13 protein-coding genes are annotated in these 16,774 nt (G+C 56.9%); 1 reads left to right on the plus strand and 12 read right to left on the minus strand.

Annotation, left to right across the window (positions count from 1 at the left end; genetic code table 11):
- Positions 1 to 122 precede the first annotated feature (122 nt).
- From VGL38_07890 to VGL38_07930, 9 genes are all read right to left on the minus strand, one after another.
- Positions 123 to 3,095: a chemotaxis protein CheB gene (locus VGL38_07890; GenBank protein ID HEY3295345.1), complete on the minus strand. Its 2,973-nt coding sequence runs from the start codon at positions 3,093 to 3,095 to the stop codon at positions 123 to 125.
- Positions 3,092 to 4,822: a PAS domain S-box protein gene (locus tag VGL38_07895; protein ID HEY3295346.1), complete on the minus strand. Its 1,731-nt coding sequence runs from the start codon at positions 4,820 to 4,822 to the stop codon at positions 3,092 to 3,094. Before VGL38_07895 ends, VGL38_07890 begins: the two co-directional genes overlap by 4 nt.
- Positions 4,823 to 5,102: 280 nt before the next feature.
- A complete protein-coding gene (locus tag VGL38_07900; GenBank protein HEY3295347.1) occupies positions 5,103 to 5,975 on the minus strand; it encodes an MlaD family protein in 873 nt (290 codons plus the stop codon).
- A 30-nt stretch (positions 5,976 to 6,005) separates the two neighbouring features.
- Positions 6,006 to 6,821 (minus strand): ATP-binding cassette domain-containing protein, encoded by an 816-nt coding sequence (locus VGL38_07905; GenBank protein HEY3295348.1) that lies wholly within the window; start codon positions 6,819 to 6,821, stop codon positions 6,006 to 6,008.
- 16 nt (positions 6,822 to 6,837) lie between these two features.
- Positions 6,838 to 7,650, minus strand: coding sequence for an ABC transporter permease (locus tag VGL38_07910; GenBank protein ID HEY3295349.1), 813 nt, complete (start codon positions 7,648 to 7,650; stop codon positions 6,838 to 6,840).
- 23 nt (positions 7,651 to 7,673) lie between these two features.
- Entirely contained in the window at positions 7,674 to 8,978 is a 1,305-nt protein-coding gene (locus VGL38_07915) for an Nramp family divalent metal transporter (protein HEY3295350.1), read from the minus strand.
- 277 nt (positions 8,979 to 9,255) lie between these two features.
- A complete protein-coding gene (locus VGL38_07920; GenBank protein HEY3295351.1) occupies positions 9,256 to 9,531 on the minus strand; it encodes an RNA-binding protein in 276 nt (91 codons plus the stop codon).
- Positions 9,532 to 9,717: 186 nt separating this feature from the next.
- Positions 9,718 to 10,911, minus strand: a complete 1,194-nt coding sequence (locus VGL38_07925; protein HEY3295352.1) for a hypothetical protein — start codon at positions 10,909 to 10,911, stop codon at positions 9,718 to 9,720.
- 221 nt (positions 10,912 to 11,132) lie between these two features.
- Positions 11,133 to 11,321, minus strand: coding sequence for a hypothetical protein (locus VGL38_07930; GenBank protein HEY3295353.1), 189 nt, complete (start codon positions 11,319 to 11,321; stop codon positions 11,133 to 11,135).
- Positions 11,322 to 11,947: 626 nt separating this feature from the next.
- On the opposite strand from VGL38_07930, the gene VGL38_07935 reads away from it, so the two are divergent.
- Positions 11,948 to 13,309 carry a C10 family peptidase gene (locus VGL38_07935; protein HEY3295354.1) on the plus strand — a complete coding sequence of 454 codons (1,362 nt, stop codon included), beginning with the start codon at positions 11,948 to 11,950 and terminating at the stop codon, positions 13,307 to 13,309.
- Positions 13,310 to 13,433: 124 nt separating this feature from the next.
- Here VGL38_07935 and VGL38_07940 read toward each other — a convergent pair whose 3' ends face one another.
- The 3 genes from VGL38_07940 to VGL38_07950 form a co-directional block, all read right to left on the minus strand.
- Complete coding sequence (locus VGL38_07940) at positions 13,434 to 13,550, minus strand: lmo0937 family membrane protein (GenBank protein HEY3295355.1); 117 nt, start codon at positions 13,548 to 13,550, stop codon at positions 13,434 to 13,436.
- Between the two features lie 120 nt (positions 13,551 to 13,670).
- Positions 13,671 to 15,116 (minus strand): OmpA family protein, encoded by a 1,446-nt coding sequence (locus VGL38_07945; GenBank protein ID HEY3295356.1) that lies wholly within the window; start codon positions 15,114 to 15,116, stop codon positions 13,671 to 13,673.
- 139 nt (positions 15,117 to 15,255) lie between these two features.
- Complete coding sequence (locus VGL38_07950; protein ID HEY3295357.1) at positions 15,256 to 16,770, minus strand: DUF4070 domain-containing protein; 1,515 nt, start codon at positions 16,768 to 16,770, stop codon at positions 15,256 to 15,258.
- Positions 16,771 to 16,774: the final 4 nt, after the last annotated feature.

Here is a 16,774-nt window from a genome sequence, read left to right on the forward strand (position 1 = left end):
CAAAAGCGATCCTCAATAAGCAAGGGCCTGTTTCACAACAGGCCCTTCACATTTTAAGGGTGCAGAAAGGGTGCTCATCCCGTAATCGAGTCTTCGAACGACCCCTTTGCGTGCCCGTTCCTTCAACTGGCTCCGTTTTCGTCCTTCGCTTCCATCGCCAGCAGAATCAAGTCCTGACTGAGGTGCTTATTACGGACACGGCGCGCATTCAGAATCAGCTTCCTTCGTCCTGTCGGCGCGGAGTCAAAATCCAAAACAAATCCGGTAATCTCCGTGTGACCTGGCAGCACGGTTTCGAGTTGCTGCTCGAGCAGCCGGTTATGCCACTGTCCCCCGCCGATTTCGGACAACAGCCTGCCTTCCGTTTCTTCCGGCGCTGCTCTGAAGAACTGATAGTAAGACCGGTTTGCCGAGACGACCCGGAACGTACTATCGAGGATAAGCAGCGGCTCGCGGACCGTGGCAACGATATTCTCCGCATAGGTCATGGCCTCCTGCGCCCCCTGCTCACTGTCTCTTAGAGAGCGCTCCAACTGCTTGATCGTCGTAATGTCCGTGAAGGTGAGCACCGCGCCGGCGATCACATCATTTCGTGTGCGGTAGGGATGAATGCGCAGAAGGTACCAGCGGCCGTCCTTGGATTCGACATGTTCCTCCCGGTGCACCAGAGTGCGCACCACTTCGCGGGCCCGTTCGTCAAGGTCGCAGTTCACCAGATTGGTCATCACATGCGACAGGGGACGTCCGACGTCCGCCGGAATCAGGTTCACCAGGTGAGTGACCTCGGCGGTAAAGCGTTTGATATGGAAACCGCCATCCACAAAGATCGTGGCGATCTCCGCGCTGTTCATAAGGTTGGTCAGGTCGTCATGGGCCACGGACAATTCCGAAACCTTGCTTTCCAGCTCCGCATTGGTCGTCGCCAGTTCTTCATTCGTGCTCTGCAGCTCTTCATTCGCGGACTGCATTTCCTCATTGGTGGAGGTCAATTCCTCCTGCACGCTGGCCATCTGCTCCATCGTGCTCTGCAGCAGGTCACTGGTCTGTTCAAGTTCCTTTTTCAGCGACGTTTCCGCTTCCGAGTCCTTCCCCTTCAGGCGGCGCCGTCGCCGGCGTGTTGCGGTTGCGGCGCCGACCAGGCTCGAGGGGTCTTCAAAAGTGATCAGCACCAAGCCTTGCATGGTCTGCAGCTGGTCAATGCGCCGGACAATAATCGTCACCGGCTGGGGGTGGCCATCCACTTCGAAATCTGCCAGTTCGACCCTGATCTCCTCGGGCTGTACGGCCGCTTGCCGCACCGCCCGGTTCAACTCCAGCCGCAGCCCTTCACGAGCCATGGCATAAAGATTCATGTTGGTCTTTCCGGCGGGCAGCTCGAGGTACTTGCCGGTGCGGCCATGCACGAACACCACGTCTCCCTGAGGGGTCACTACGACCGACGGCGGAGCGTAGAGTTCCGCCAGCAGTCGACCGACAGGATCAGGGGCCATCTCTTTTTCCCGCAGCAGAACGGAATTGGGATAGGATCGTTCGCTCGCGCGGATCGCGGGCACAACCGGCATCTCGGGCAGCGAACGCCGCGCGGACGACGTAGCCCTGCGCTCATAAATACGCCACTTGGAGTCGAGTGTTGCAAACAGGTCCGCCCGCGCGCCGATGGTTTCCGCCGAACCCAGAAACAGCAGGCCGCCGGGATTCAGCGCGTAATGGAACATGGACAGCAGCCGCTGCTGCAATTCCGGAACCAGATAGATCAGCAGGTTCCGGCAACAGATCAGGTCCAGCTTGGTAAACGGCGGATGCATGATGACATCCTGCGGCGCGAACACGATCTTGTCCCGTATGTTCTTGCGCACTCCGTAATTGTCGCCTTCCCGCCGGAAGAACCGCTGCAGCCGTTCTTCGGACAGATCCGCCAGAATATTGGGGGGGAACAGTCCCCGCCGCGCGTTTTCAATGGCAACCTTGTCCAGGTCCGTCGCAAAGATCTGACAGTTCATGTCGGCGCCTGCAGGGAGAGCCGCCTGGCATTCCTGCACAGTGATGGCTACCGAGTAGGCTTCCTCGCCGGTAGAGCAGCCGGCGACCCAGGCACGGAACGGCGAGCCCTCGGGACCGTTCGCCGTGAGCCGCGAAAGCAGTCGTTCTTTCAACGCAGTAAAGGCCTCGGGATCGCGGAAGAATTGGGTGACACCGATCAGGAGTTCTTTACTCAGCAGATCCAGCTCCGCATTATTTTCCTGCAGATAGCGGACATAATGCGCCAGATCGTCAATGCGATGGATCCCCATCCGTCTTGCCAGACGGCGATCGATCGTATTGCGCTTGTAGAGCGTGAAGTCATGGCCAGTCCGGTTCCGCAGCAGCACGAACACCTTCTGCAAGGGATCACCGCCCGTGACAATCGCGGGATGCTCCGGGATAGGAAGATGCACAGACCGGCGGCTGTAATCCGCGATCCGGGCCGCCAGTTCCGGTGGCGGAGCGACAAAGTCCACCAGGTCCGTGGCAATGGCGCTGCGCGGCATGCTGTCGTATTTTGCCGATTGCGGGTCCTGCACGACCACCAGTCCGAAGTGCTCTTTGAGCGAACGCATCCCCTGCGTCCCATCGGTCCCCATCCCCGACATGATCACGCCGATGGCCCGGTCCCCGGCGTCGGCGGCGAGCTGGCGAAAGAAATAGTCGACCGGCAGGCGTTGCCCCCGAGGCTCGATCATCTCCATCAAGTGCAGCGTTCCGCGCAAGATGGATAAGTCACAGTTCGGCGGAATCACGTACACCTGATTCGGCTGAGTCCTCAATCCGTCTGTCGCCTGCGTTACCGGCATGGGGGTGTGCTTCTGCAGCAATTGCGCTATAACCCCCTTGCGGTCCGGATCCATATGCTGAATCACCACAAAGGCCATACCTGTGTCCGGGGGCATGGCCTCAAAGAAGCTGCTGAAGGCCTCCAGTCCCCCTGCGGAGCCGCCGATTCCCACCACAAAGGAAGGCCCGCTTTCGTGTCCGTCCGCAGCCTCCGGCGACGGCTGCGTCATGGCGTGCTCTCTGCGCTGGGTGCCCGGCTTCTTGCCGCGATGGGTCTGATTCATGGTTGCTGTTCCACGGTTTGGGCGGCGGGAAGTTGCACCACGACGGTCGTTCCCTTTCCTTCCGCAGTGCTCAGTTCGAGTGTTCCGTTTGCCCCCTCGACCAGTGTGCGCGAGGTGGACAACCCGACATGCATTCCCTTCTCCCGGCGGGCTGCTATACCATCGGTGAAGGAATCAAAAATGTGCGGCAGAATGTGGGCCGGGATGCCGCTGCCATGATCCTGAACCGCAATGTGGACCATACCTCCCGACTGCTGAATGGCAAATCCGATTTCGCTTCCCTCCTGTGACGCCTTGAGCGCGTTGGTGTACAGGTTATACAACACTTGCTTCAAGGCGCTCTCGCTTATCTTCACTGTGGCCTTGGAGGAAACGTCCACCCGCACTTTGATGCGGCGGGACTCCACATCCGCCGCCATGACCATCAGGACGTCATCGAGCACCCGGTTGGGATCGCACTGCGCGTTCACCTCGGTTACGGGTTGTCCGTAGCCGTACATCTTCCGCACTAACTGGGCCAGCCGCTCCAGTTCGCGGTTAATCAGCTCGAGAAACTGGTAATAGGGATGGTCCGGTGATATTCCTTTCCGAATCAGGCGGAAGGAATTCAGAATGCCGGCCAGGGGGTTGTTGATTTCGTGAATCACTGTTGCGGCGACCCGCCCGGCGGTGACCTCTTCCGTCATGGCGTCCCGCTGCTGCTCGAGTTGCCGGATTTGCGTCGCCCGCTCCAGCGATTGCCGCTCGACGTCCCGTGCAGCCTGGTGCAGCGCCTCTTCCACCCGCTTGCGGATCGTCACGTCGCTAAGAATGCCGTCCGTGCGCTGCTTCCCGTTCACTTCAAAGGTGCGCACACTGCGGCTCTGAATCCAGATCTGCTCGCCGCTCTTGTGCCGGAAGCGGTATTCGACTTCGTAGATATCCCTGCCCTTCGCCAGTCCCTGAAACGCCTGCAGAGCCGCGTCCAGATCCGCAGGCTCAATGCGCTCTTCCCAGAAATCGGGCTTGCTCTCCAAAATCTCGGCTGCCGTAAAGCCCGTCAGCCGCTCCACATTCGGACTGATATAGGTGAGCCGCCCGCGCTCATCCACCGTCCATGTCACATCCGGAATATGCTGTACGAGCGTGCGAAAATGCTCTTCACTCTGCCGCAGCGCGTCCATCGTGGCCTGCAGGACGCTGACGTCGCTGATACTGAGCCGCAGTTGCGGCGGGCCGTCTGGGACTTCAAGGGCGAGGCCATCCATATGCACCGGAAAGGTCGTGCCGTCGGCACGCACCAGTGTCGCATCCAGCGGAACCCGGACCTCCGACTGGCGGGCCGCCTGTATATACGCCTCGAAAGCGCTCCTCGCGTCCGCAGCCACATAGCGCGCCAGTGTCTGGTCCAACAGCCTGCCGCGTTCAACCCCCAGCATTCGCGCGATCATCAAATTGGCCTTGACCATCGCGCCCTGCGCATCCAAGGTCACATAGCCAACAGGAGCAAAGTCATACAGACTGGAATAGCGGTCGCGTGACAGTCTGAGTTCCTCTTCGGCGCGCCGCAACTCTTCGTTCTGCATCTCCAGTTCAATCTGATGGACCTGGAGTTCGTGCACCAGCCGCAACGCTTCTTCCGGCGTGATGGCCGCACTCTGCCCCCCCTCCGCGACTCTTGCGGTGAGTAGGGTTTCGGCCTGCTTACGCCGATCCTGTGACGTGGGTTCTTTGTCTTTCTTACGCACGGAAGGCTCGTTCGAGATGAATCATACTCGCATTACATTGTTCAACTTACGCCGGGAGTTACAGCCCTATTTGAATATATGGAGAATTCATATAACAATCAAAGCGGCTGTAGGTGGAAAAATGATCTTGTCATTCTTTTTCCAACATCAGCCGCTGGCGCAAAAGCACGTCAACCGTGTCAGCTTGCCAACATCAACAAAAACATCCCCTGAATCGTCAACCCGCAGGCAGGTCAGAACCAGCAAGGTCGGAGTCCATCGCCAATGCCTCCCCCAGCGTCTAAAATCCCCACAGCAGGAAACTCTTCTTGGCCTTCTTCGTCACAAACTTCATGTTCTCCGTTCCCTGCTGAATGTTGATCATCATGGTATCCATCGCGAGTGCGGCCGCCGAATCCGAGATCAGCCTTCCCGCGATACCGTGGCCCAGGCGTATGGATTCCATCATCTGCTGCAAGTCACTGGTGATCTGAATCGCGTTGTCAATCGGGATTTTGAGACGCGTTGTGTCCATCATCAGTTGCCCAATCGTGCCCTGGCGAAAGGAGGCCACCATCCCTTTGACATCGTTGGTGATGCCGATCGCATTGGCAATCGGGACGGTCAAGTAGGTACTGTCCATCAGCAGTTGCCCGATCGTCCCCTTACCCTCGCGGATCGAGTGGACGATATCGGCCAGATCACCGGTGATCACGGCCAGATTATCGTTCGTCTTTTTAACCGTACCCATTAACTGGTCAATATTCATAGGTGCATTCGTCTTGAGGGTGTCCCCATCTTCGATTTCCGGCAGATTGCTGGTGCCGGGCGTGATGACAAGAACCTTGTTTCCCATCAGGCTCTCGGTTCCGATGACCGCTACAGCGTCTTTCTTTATGAACCGCCGCACGTCTTCGTTGATGGACGCGTCCACGCGCACCGTGGTGTCGCTTTCCATCTTTATGCGCTGGATGATGCCGACGGTAATGCCCGAAAACCGCACGTTGTTGCCCGCCTGCAGACCGCTCACGTCGTTGAAGATTCCGCTGATGTGAAAGGTCCTATTGAAGAGTTGCTGATTCATGCCCACGACATAGATCGCCACGGCAAACAGGACAAAGCCGATCGTGATAAATATTCCGAGCTTGATATGGGTTGTTGCTTTTTTAATCATGACTAACATTCCTTCGTATGCGAATTCACATCATTGATGCGAATCGGTTTGCCATTCAAAGAATGACTTCACTTCCTCATCGTGCGAGTTTTCCAGCTCCTCGAACGTACCCTCCGCCACGCAAAGGCCGCCTTCCAAAACGACGATCCGGTTCGAAGTGATTTTCGTGCATTCCATATCATGGGTGATGATGATGGACGTTGTCCGGTTGGTTTTCTGCACCTCCAGAATGAGCGTGCTGATTTCCCGCGCGGTAATCGGATCGAGTCCCGTGGTCGGCTCGTCGTACAGCATGATCTCGGGTTTCTGAATCAGCGTGCGCGCCAGTCCCAGACGCTTGCGCATTCCGCCTGAGAGTTCTGAGGGCATCTTGTCGATGGAGTCGGACAGTCCCACACTCTTCAACGCGTCGCGGACCAGCTCATCCGTTTCGGTGCGCGAAGGCCGGGGCTTCAGATTCCGCAGGGGGAATTCGAGATTCTCCCGTACGCTCATCGAATCGTACAGCGCCGCGCTCTGAAAAAGAAAGCCGATCTTCTTCCGCAGGCCCGTCAGCTCCTTCTTTCCGATCGTCGAAATATCCTTGCCGAACAGAATAAGGGTTCCCTCGTCCGGTTCCAGCAGCCCCACCAGGCACTTGATGAGCACCGATTTTCCCGCTCCTGACCTTCCCAGCACCGCCAGACTTTCTCCCTTTGCCACATTCAAGGAGACGTCTTTGAGGATATCGGCGGTGGCAAACGATTTCTTCAGGTGCTTGATCTCAATCACATACGGGTTCGCTCCGCTGGATTCCTGCACCGGCGTCACCCCCCTCGCTTCAATCTCTGATGACAGTAATTCCATTCTTCAATACCTGACGTTACATGAATACGCTGATAATCTGCACGGCGACCAAATCAATAATGAATACGGACAGGGAGGCCATTACGACGGCGGAGTTTGCCGCTCTTCCCACGCCCTCGGTTCCGCTGTTGGCATTGTACCCCTTAAAGGCTCCGATCAGGCCGATGGCGAATCCGAAGAAAAAGGTCTTGATGAACGCGGGCAGAATATCTATAAACGTGAGGCTTGCCATGGCCTGCGAAAAGAACAAGGTCAGGCTGACGTCCCCCCGCAGGTTGACTCCCAGAAACGATCCGTAAAACGAGCAGGCGTCGGAGAAGATCGTCAGCACAGGAATCATGATCGTGGCCGCCAGAACCCGCGTCACGACAATGTATTTGAAGGGGTCCGTACCCGACACCTGCATGGCGTCAATCTGCTCGGTCACTCTCATGGAGGCCAGTTCAGCCCCGATGCCGGAACCTATCTTGCCGGCACAGATCAGCGCGGTGATAATGGGACCGATTTCTCGCACGATCGAAACCGCGACCATCGCCGGCAGCCACGACTCGGCGCCGAACTGCAGCAGGGTCGGGCGCGACTGAATCGTCAGCACGAGCCCCATGATGAAGCCTGTGATGGCGACCAGCGGCAACGACTTATTGCCGATCAGATAGCACTGCTTCAGGAATTCACTGATCTCGTACGGCGGTTGAAGCACCTTGCGAACGTAACGAAACGTGAACAGGACGAGCTGCGCGGTGCCCTCGAAGAGGCTTTGCAAGCCGGCGTAGGCACGTTTCCCGGGAGACGGTTCAACCGCTATTTCAATATCCGCTTTAGTCATCATTAGATCTCACATAATTCAGCATGCTACATGGTCACAAACATCCCGATTGCCGCGGCCGTCATGATCCCCGCCGTTATCCAGCCTAAATAGCGCAGCGGCCGTGAACTGACTCGCGTCCCCATGACCTCAGCCTTGCTCGTCAGCAACACCACCAATACAATCAACGGGGGCGCCAGCACGCCGTTCAGCACTGCCGAATAGAAGAGCATCTTCACCGCGTTGAAACCGACAAAGTCCAACGCCAGACCAAGCACCATCGAGATGGCGACCACCGCGTAGAACTTGCGCGAGATACCCGGACGATCCTCTAACGTCCCCCGCCATCTTCTTGCCTCTGCCACCGCGTAGGCAGCGGAACCGGCCAGCACGGGAACCGCGAGCATTCCCGTCCCGATCAATCCAAGCGTGAAGAGAAGGTATGCTCCCTTTCCCGCCAAGGGGCGCAGTGCTTCAGCCGCTTCGCGGGCCGATTCGATGTGTATCTTCCCATGCGCGTGCAGCGTCGCGGCGGTTGTCAGGATAATGAAGTACATGACGAGGTTCGAGAAGAACATCCCGATCAAGACATCTGTTCTTGCTCCTCTGAGTTCTCTGTCGGTCGCGCCCTTTCGCTGCTCGACGGTGGTTCTCCCTTGGGCCCGCTCGTCTTCAACCTCCTGTGATGCCTGCCAGAAGAAGAGATAGGGCGAGATCGTGGTGCCGAGTATGCCGACAAATGTCGCCAGAAACGCGCTCGACCATTCCACGCGCGGGACCAGGGTCGCCCTCCAGACGGCGCTCCAATCCGGTTTCGCGAGGAAGGCGGTCACAATGTAGGCAAAGAGAACGAGGGTCAGCCATTTGAATATGCGCGCAATTTGCCTGTACGAGGAAAAGAAGAGCAGCGATATGATCAGCAGCGTAAAGACCGGTGTCCAGAAGTAGGACTTGATTCCCGTCATCATTTCGCTCGCTTCCGCCATGCCGCCCAAGTCGGCGCCGATGTTAAAGACATTGGCGACGATCAGCAGCGCGCAAGCGCCCCAAAGGACAGACCGCGAATAGTTGCGCCGCACAACGCCTGCCAGCCCGCGCCCTGTGACCATGCCGAGTCGAGCGCACATCAATTGAACGGCAGTCATCAGTGGAAACGAGAAGAGCGCCGTCCACAGCGGGAGATAGCCAAACGCTGCGCCCGTTACCGAATACGTTGAGATGCCCGACGGGTCGTCATCAGCCGCACCCGTGATGATCCCGGGGCCAAGACCGGCAAAGAACCCTTGGACTCTCTCCGGGGCTTTGGACTTCGGTTCTACCGGACCCTTCCGGGCAGGGGTGGTATCGTTCATTTTGTGAGTCTCTCCATCGAATCAAAGTCGCCGGACACGCAGCCGTCTCTCTACTCCGTAGTCTTGCCATCGAATAGTGATGATAGTGTGATTGGTCCCGGCCGGCACAACGATCGCGCAGCCCGCGTCGGATTTCCGTCCGAACACTGTCGAGAACCGCCACACCTTGTCAGCCATCCCAAGGAATCGCCACCGGAACCCGTACTCTGGATGGACCATATCCCCGAAGGGGCGGATCATCTCCGCCCCTTCAGGTGCATCACGATGGAACCGAAGCTTAGTAGCGGTCGCGACGGGCGGGGCGATCCTCTTTGGGCTTGGCCACGTTGACCATCAGCTTGCGGCCTCCCGTTTCCATTTCATTCAGCGCGCCAATGGCCGCATGGCCTTCCTTGTCATTGGGCATTTCGACAAAACCGAAACCTTTGCTGCGGTTCGTCATGCGATCCATGACGACGCTGGCGCGGTCTACCCGGCCGTGTGCTTCGAACATGTTGCGGAGATCGGCTTCCGAGGTCTCGTAAGACAGATTGCCTACGTAAATGTTAACCATTTTCAAATCCTTCTCGACTTGGGGGAGTGTGCCCCCGCTCATGCCACCTGTGTACCTATCGCCAAGCCGAAGAAGGGCGTCGGAGTCCAAACCTTCCCGTGACAGAGGCCTGCGAAGAGCTCCTGATGGAGCATCTGTTAAGAGGTTGATTGCCGGGGGGGAAGAGCCACCCCACTGACCGATGGCTCAGCGCAAGCGGTAGGTGATGCTGCCGAGGAGCGACCAGTTGGTTAGCGCTTTATCCACGCCGTTGTCGTGATAATTGACCACGAAGGATGGTCCGAAAGTCAGACGGTTTTCCAGATAGAACAGAAAGGCACTCGTGAAATTCCCGGAAACATCCGTCTTGGCGCCGGTTGCGGTTGGAATATTGAACTCCGCGCGTACCGAATTGTCCCAGTCGATCCGGTTGGTAATTTCGTAATAGACCTGGAAGTAGTCGCCCACAAGGTAAGACATATCCGTGGCGAAAACGGCACGCGAATAGAAATTATCGTTGAGTTGCAGGTCAATGCTCAGCGGCTTCGACCAGTCCAGTTCGGCGGAGGCAAAGGGATCGCCCTTCTTACCGTTGAAATTGTGCAGTACCACGCCGCCACCGAGGCGCGCTTCCCAGCCGGTAATGCGCCTTCCCGTCGGTTCATCCAGCACTTCCTGGATGCGAATGATGCCCATGGCGCCGAGATTCGGCCCGGTCAGAACATTGGCATCCCGTACCACCTGCTCCATCGCTTCATACCAGTATTTGCGGTACTCCACCGGTCCGTACTTCGACTGGAATTCGCCCTTGCGGTCAATGATCCGTGCCAGCGCAATGAGCTGATCATCGGACAGGTCACCCTTAATCACGCCGAACCGCTTCCAGTCTTCCTGCATCCGCCACGCCTGCTTCAGCACGGTGGCGTCAATCGTTCGTCCGTAGCCGACGCCCGCCGAGACATCCGCGTATGGATCGTCCGTCGTGTCCACACCCAGTTGCTTGCGGTACTCGAAGGTAGCCGCGCCAAAGCCGAAATAGTCCTTGTCATTGGAAAAGTACCTGTTGCCCCGCGTCGTCGCCCGGACATCATAGGCATCCTGGCTCTTCGCCCCTTGGGTGACCGCCTTGGCGGAAACGATATTGCCTACAACGTCGAAGTTGTAGCTGAACGGAAGCGAGCGGTAAAACAGATCATAATTTGCCACCGCCGACAGGTTGTAGCCTGTTTGCGTGCTGTCGGCATTGGTGCCGCTGAGGTTGAAATTTCCGGTAAGGTACGCATTCTGTGAAGTACTGGTCGGAAAGGTGTACTTGGTCAGATTCACCAGAGCAGGAGCCTGATGGGCGGCTGCCAATAGTGCTGCGACGATCAGCGCAGAGCGAAAAATAATAGACTTCATTTCATAAATCCTTCTTAATGTGATAGGGCCTGCGAACACTCCGTTTGTGCCACGAAACAGTCAGACACAGACAATGCGGACTAAGAACCTGCATTATGCAGAGGAGCCAACTTAGCATAGACAACAGGAACAATGAGAATTGTTTGTATCTATACAAATCAACCCCTATACATGGTGTCAAGTTCCTCCGTCCGTCCAGAGCCATACCACAGCACGACAGGTCAGTCTTCGGGCATGCGTTTCTTCTTCGCGTCCATCCGCCGGGCAAGAGCGGACAAGCGGGGTATGTCCGTCATCTGGGAAATGATCTCTACCACTTTCGACCGGAATTCCCGGCTCAGATCAAGCTGCTGCATGCGCATTTCGATCTGCGTGCGAATCGTAAACAAGTGCCATTCGAGATTATTCATGCAACTCCTTACATGAGCCATAGGGGGTACAAATAGACAAACCTTTTGACGTGACTGACACCGTTCGGGACAGACCGGGCGAGAGGCGAGCCTCTCTATTCCTAACGAGTTTGCGTCCTCAATCGGTGAGACGGTTTTCACCTCGTGGTGCTCCACGATTTGAAAAATCGCTCGTTCCGTTAAGCTCCGATACAGAAATCAGTGTTGTCAAGTGCTAATGACGAGTGGCCGTTACGCCATTTTTGTGATGTGGCTTGATATTCTCAACCCCCGTCACTTCTTCCCGTCCTTTTCCCGCCCTCGTGCTATGGGAAGCGCACCGCCGCGCTATTCTCCCGAATCTTCATGCAATTGCTGAATTTGAGGTACGAGGTCACAAGCAGTTTAAAGGCCAGCGCTTCCGCTTGACAAAGGCGACATCAATGTCTAATTTAGATCAAGCAAGTTCGAGCACCTCGTTTGCCCGGCACACGAAGCTCGAGAAATCGGAGTAGTCGAGCTTGAACGGATTTCTGCTCTGTACCACCGCAACAAATTCGTTTCCCGTTTAAGCCCTCAATTGTACCCGGCCGAAAGTAGGTCGGAATCACCGGATCCTGGGACGAATTGTGAAAATAGCATTCGCCATGCGTATTTGCGCAGCCATGATTCTGATCGTGGCTTATGCTGTTGTCGGACTTTCCGTCAGCGATGCGTCACCGCTGACCGGCGCCAGCCGTGATGCGGCTTCCGCCGTGGTGCAAAACTGGATGCACTATTGCCGTGAGATGCACTGGACTCTCAGCAATCCTATGGATGATAGTGCACCCGTGCTGCAGGACATTTTTTACGACGGACAACTGGTTGGCTATGTCTCCGCTCAGGGAAACGGCTACGTCGTGGTGCCGGCGTACAAGGATCTCCCGCCGGTGACCGCCTATTCGACCGCATCACATTTCTATGTGAATGACGAGGGCGGCCTGGTCGCGCTTGTCAAAAAGGATCTCGCGAACAAAATTCGCGTGGCGCAGTCCGCACTGGATATGACCCGGAGCGCTCCGAAAATGGAACCGGCTCGCGAACAAGTCGAAAAGGATCATCGCCTCTGGCAGAGTTATGCGGCAACCTATGACGTATTCCGTCGCGCCGCCGACGCCGAGACGAACGCTCACCCCTTGGATGAAAGGCTGGACACCGGCCCGCTCTGTAAGACCGCCTGGCACCAGACGGCGCCGTTCAACAATTTCTGTCCGATGGGAAGCGGTGGCCGCTGTGCCGTGGGTTGTGTCGCCACCGCCATGTCTCAGATCCTTGCGTACTGGCGATCTCCCGCCGGTGGCACAGGCTCCCACAATTATTCGTGGCCCGGTGACAGCTCTTGCGGTGAGGCAACTCCCGGCGCAATCCTCGGCGCGTCGTTCAGTGATCCGTATGATTGGGCCAACGCCGGGAACGTTGTTACAATCAATTCTCCTCAAGCTCAGCAGGATGCCGTCGCTCACATCAGCTATGAAACCGGCGTGGCCGTAAACATGATGTACGGACATTGCGGCTCCGGCGCGTATGTCCCCGGCCCGGTAATGACTGCCTTTCAGAACTACTTCGGCATGGCCGCCGGCGAGAACGTTGTCATGCGCAGTTCCTGCACCGCCACCTCGTGGTTCGCGGCACTCCGGCAGGAACTCCAGGCGGGCCGGCCTCTATTCTACACGATCTATTCGCATGCCCTTGTTTGCGACGGGTACCGTGTGTCCGGCGGAAATCAACTTCACTTCAATTTCGGCTGGGCTGAGGGACACACGACATGGTACACGGTAGATAATCTCTACAGTCCGGAGAGCGGGCTCACACCGATGGCTGAGCAGGCAATTCGTGGCATCATGCCCGCCACGACACCGCCACAGATGGCCAGCACAATTGTCAAATCTCCTGGCGGTGGAGAAACCGCACTGCGGAATTCATTTTCTTCCTTGCGTTGGATTTCAGCGGGCATCTACTTCGTCCCCTGAGCGCGGGATCCGGACCATACAGCGGGGTATTCAGCCTGACGAATTCGCGGGTCTGCAAACCAATTGTTTGCGGACCTTTTTTCATGTGCCCCCTGCGACTCCCTGTCCATTTCAACCCGCTCCCTCAGAGGACCTTTCTACCCTGAATGAGGCGAACAACGACCACGATAACGGCGATGACAAGCACAAGGTGAATGAGACTGCCTATATGAAACACGGCAAACCCGAGCAACCACAGCACAAGCAATATGACGGCAATGGTCCAAAGCATGATAAACTCCTTCTGCTGCAGCGCACCGCTGTACGCGGTGCGCTGCAATGGGTGTAAGAAACAGGCAACGGAGTCACATCGACTTCGCAGCTATTTCGTACGTTTGAATTCAATGCGGCGGTTCAGCGCCCGGCCTTCTTCGGTATCGTTCGTCGCAATCGGATTGGTCTTGCCATACCCCACGGCCATGAGCCGATTGGCCTCGATGCCCTTGTTGATCATCCACTGACGCACCGATTCCGCTCTCTTCTGTGAAAGCATCTGATTAGCCTTCGCGCTCCCAATGGCGTCGGCATAGCCACCGATCTCGACGTCAATGTCTTTATGATCATGCAGCGAGTTGTAGGCCTCGATGAGTACAGCTTCTGATTCCGGCTTAATGACGGCCTTGTTGAACTCGAACTGGATTCCCGGCAGCACCACCGGTTTGTCCAGCTCGAACATCATGACTTGCGGCGCAGGCACATCATCGGCAGAAGCCAGCGGATCCGTTCCGCGTTCCACTTCAAGTCCGTCAGGAACCGTGCCACCGTCGGTGTCCATCTTCAGGGGATCGGTCTTGTACTTGTTGACTTCAAGTCCATCGGCAAGTCCATCGCCGTCGGTGTCCGCTTTATTCGGGTCCGTCTTGTATTGCATGACTTCTGCGCTGTCCGAAAGGCCGTCACCATCCGTGTCTGTTTTGAGCGGGTCTGTCTGGTACTGCGTGACTTCCGCAAAGTCGGAGAGGCCGTCGCCATCCGTGTCCGTCTTCAGGGGATCCGTGTGATGCTTGAGGACTTCATCGCCATCCGCCAGACCATCGCCGTCGGTATCCATCTTCAGCGGATCGCTGTGGTAGGTGTGGACTTCGTCGCCATCCGTCAAGCCGTCACCGTCCGTATCGGCTTTCTTGGGATTGGTGCCCAGTCTCTTCTCATCCTTGTTTGACAGCCCATCCTTGTCCCAGTCGCGATTGGGGCGACTCGCGGTAAACTGTACGCCGGCAAGCACACCCCAGAATCTGTCATGCTGCGTCCGGGTTACGCTAGGAGAAACGTCCGACGACAACATCTGATTGTAGGTACCGCGAAGATCGAGCTGCGTGACTTGGCTGAGCTTGAACTGAAGACCTGCGCCCACCGGAATATAAGGCACCCATCCGTTGCGGACCGTTCCTGCTGCGGTATTGAGCGGGAAATCGTCATAGCGGTAATTGAGCACGCCGGCACCGCCGAAGAAATAGGGGAAGAGCATCGACAGCCCACCGGGACTTAATTTCATAATCAGATCGGCGGGCGTCATCACGGTATGCGAGTGTTCGCTCCGCAACTCGGTGAAACCGCCACCGAGTTCTAATTGTGCAAACGGCAAAAGGGTTGCCGCCAAGGAAAGCCGAGCCTGCAACCCCGGTTGCACATTTTTTACACCGTCACTGTTATCATAGGTAGTGGATCCCATAATCCCGACCTGAACCCCTGTGTCCCTGTACTGAGCGTGCACCGGACTCAGGAACAGGGCGCAGATCAAGATAGCGAGAGCAATGCGAATAGACATGATATCCTTCTTTTGTTACGGGTCATCCGGCATTTGGACATGGCGGACCCTACAGACATTAATTCGAGACGAGTATCTTACTCTATTTAAGTAAAGTTCATGGTCTATGTTTTCTGTTTCCTTCAAATCGCGCCTTCATTCAGTGATCGAAGATTTGAGTTGGTGGGGCCAGATGCTCTTCGAAAACCTTACGAAAATGGAACCCGTAGATGGCGTGCGTAATGGCCAGCGGAAAGAGTCTGGGCCGGCAGAACAGGGACCAGAAGAAGAGTTTCCAATAATGAAAGCGCTCCCGCCCGACAATACCCAGCAGCACGGTGGACTTGAGGAAGGCGGAGATCTGTCCGAACCGGAGGTGAAATCCACCGCGGGTGACCGGCTGAAAGCCTCGCAGAAAATGCCGGACACGTGCATAGTAGTGCTCCGGGGTATAGATGTTGCTCAGGACGTGCTGATATCCCTTGAGGAGGGTTTCGGAATTCATCTTCGGCGCAAAGTTCATGGAAGCGTCCGTATTGTCTCCCGAAATCTGCTCCAGTAACCGGCCTTCTTTCACCAATCGTTCGTAGAGCCTTGTGCCGCGCGGCGCGTTCAGCAACCCCACCATGGCCGTAACGATCCCGCTCTCCTGAATGAAACCGGTGAGCCGGTCGAAAATCGAAAGCGGGTCGCTATCGAACCCGACGATGAAGCCCCCTTGCACCTCCAATCCCGCTTGCTGAAGCTTCCTGACGCAGGAGATCAGGTCCCGGTTGCAGTTTTGGTCCTTGCCGCACTCGGCCAGGCTCGCCTCGTTGGGAGTTTCGATTCCCACGAACACCGTGTCAAAGCCCGCCGCGACCATCAGGTGGAGCAGACGCTCGTCGTCGGCCAGGTTGAGCGACACCTCCGTCGACAGCGTGACGGGGCGCCCCAGATCTTCCATCCAGCGGATGATTGCAGGAAGAATTTCCCGCTTGAGCTTGACTTTGTTGCCGATAAAGTTGTCGTCCACCAGAAAAATGTGTCCGCGCCAGCCCCGGTCGTAGAGACTGTTCAGTTCGGCGATGACCTGATCCTTGGTCTTGGTGCGCGGCGTCCGGCCATACAGCACGGTGATGTCGCAGAACTCGCAGTCGTAGGGACAGCCCCGCGAATACTGAAGGTTCATCGTCGCATAGTGCTTGGGATTGATGAGATCCCACAGCGGCACCGGCGTGGTCTGGATATCGGCCCAAGCGGAGCTGGTATACACGGGCTGCGGATGTCCGGCCGCAAGATCCGCCAGAAAGAGCGGCAGCGTGATCTCCGCCTCGTTCAGCACAAAATGGTCCACTTGTTCAGCGGCGAAGTCCTCATGCCGCGCGGTGAACAGAGGCCCGCCAGCGACCACCTTCACTCCCAGTGATTTGCAGCGGCGGATCACGAAACGCGCGGACTCCTGCTGCACCGACATCGCGCCGATGAACACGTAGTCTGCCCAGCGGATGTCGTCGTCATTCAACTCTCGAACATTCATGTCCACGAGACGTTTATCCCATGCGCGCGGCAGCAAGGCGGCTACCGTAAGCAGCCCCAGCGGCGGGCTGCCGGCCTTCTTTGAGATAAACTTGAGTGCATGCCGGAAACTCCAGAATGTGTCCGGGCACCGAGGATAGACGAGAAGGATCTTCATGGTC

Source organism: bacterium (genome assembly GCA_036504735.1).
Taxonomy (GTDB): Bacteria; Electryoneota; RPQS01; order RPQS01; family RPQS01; genus DASXUQ01.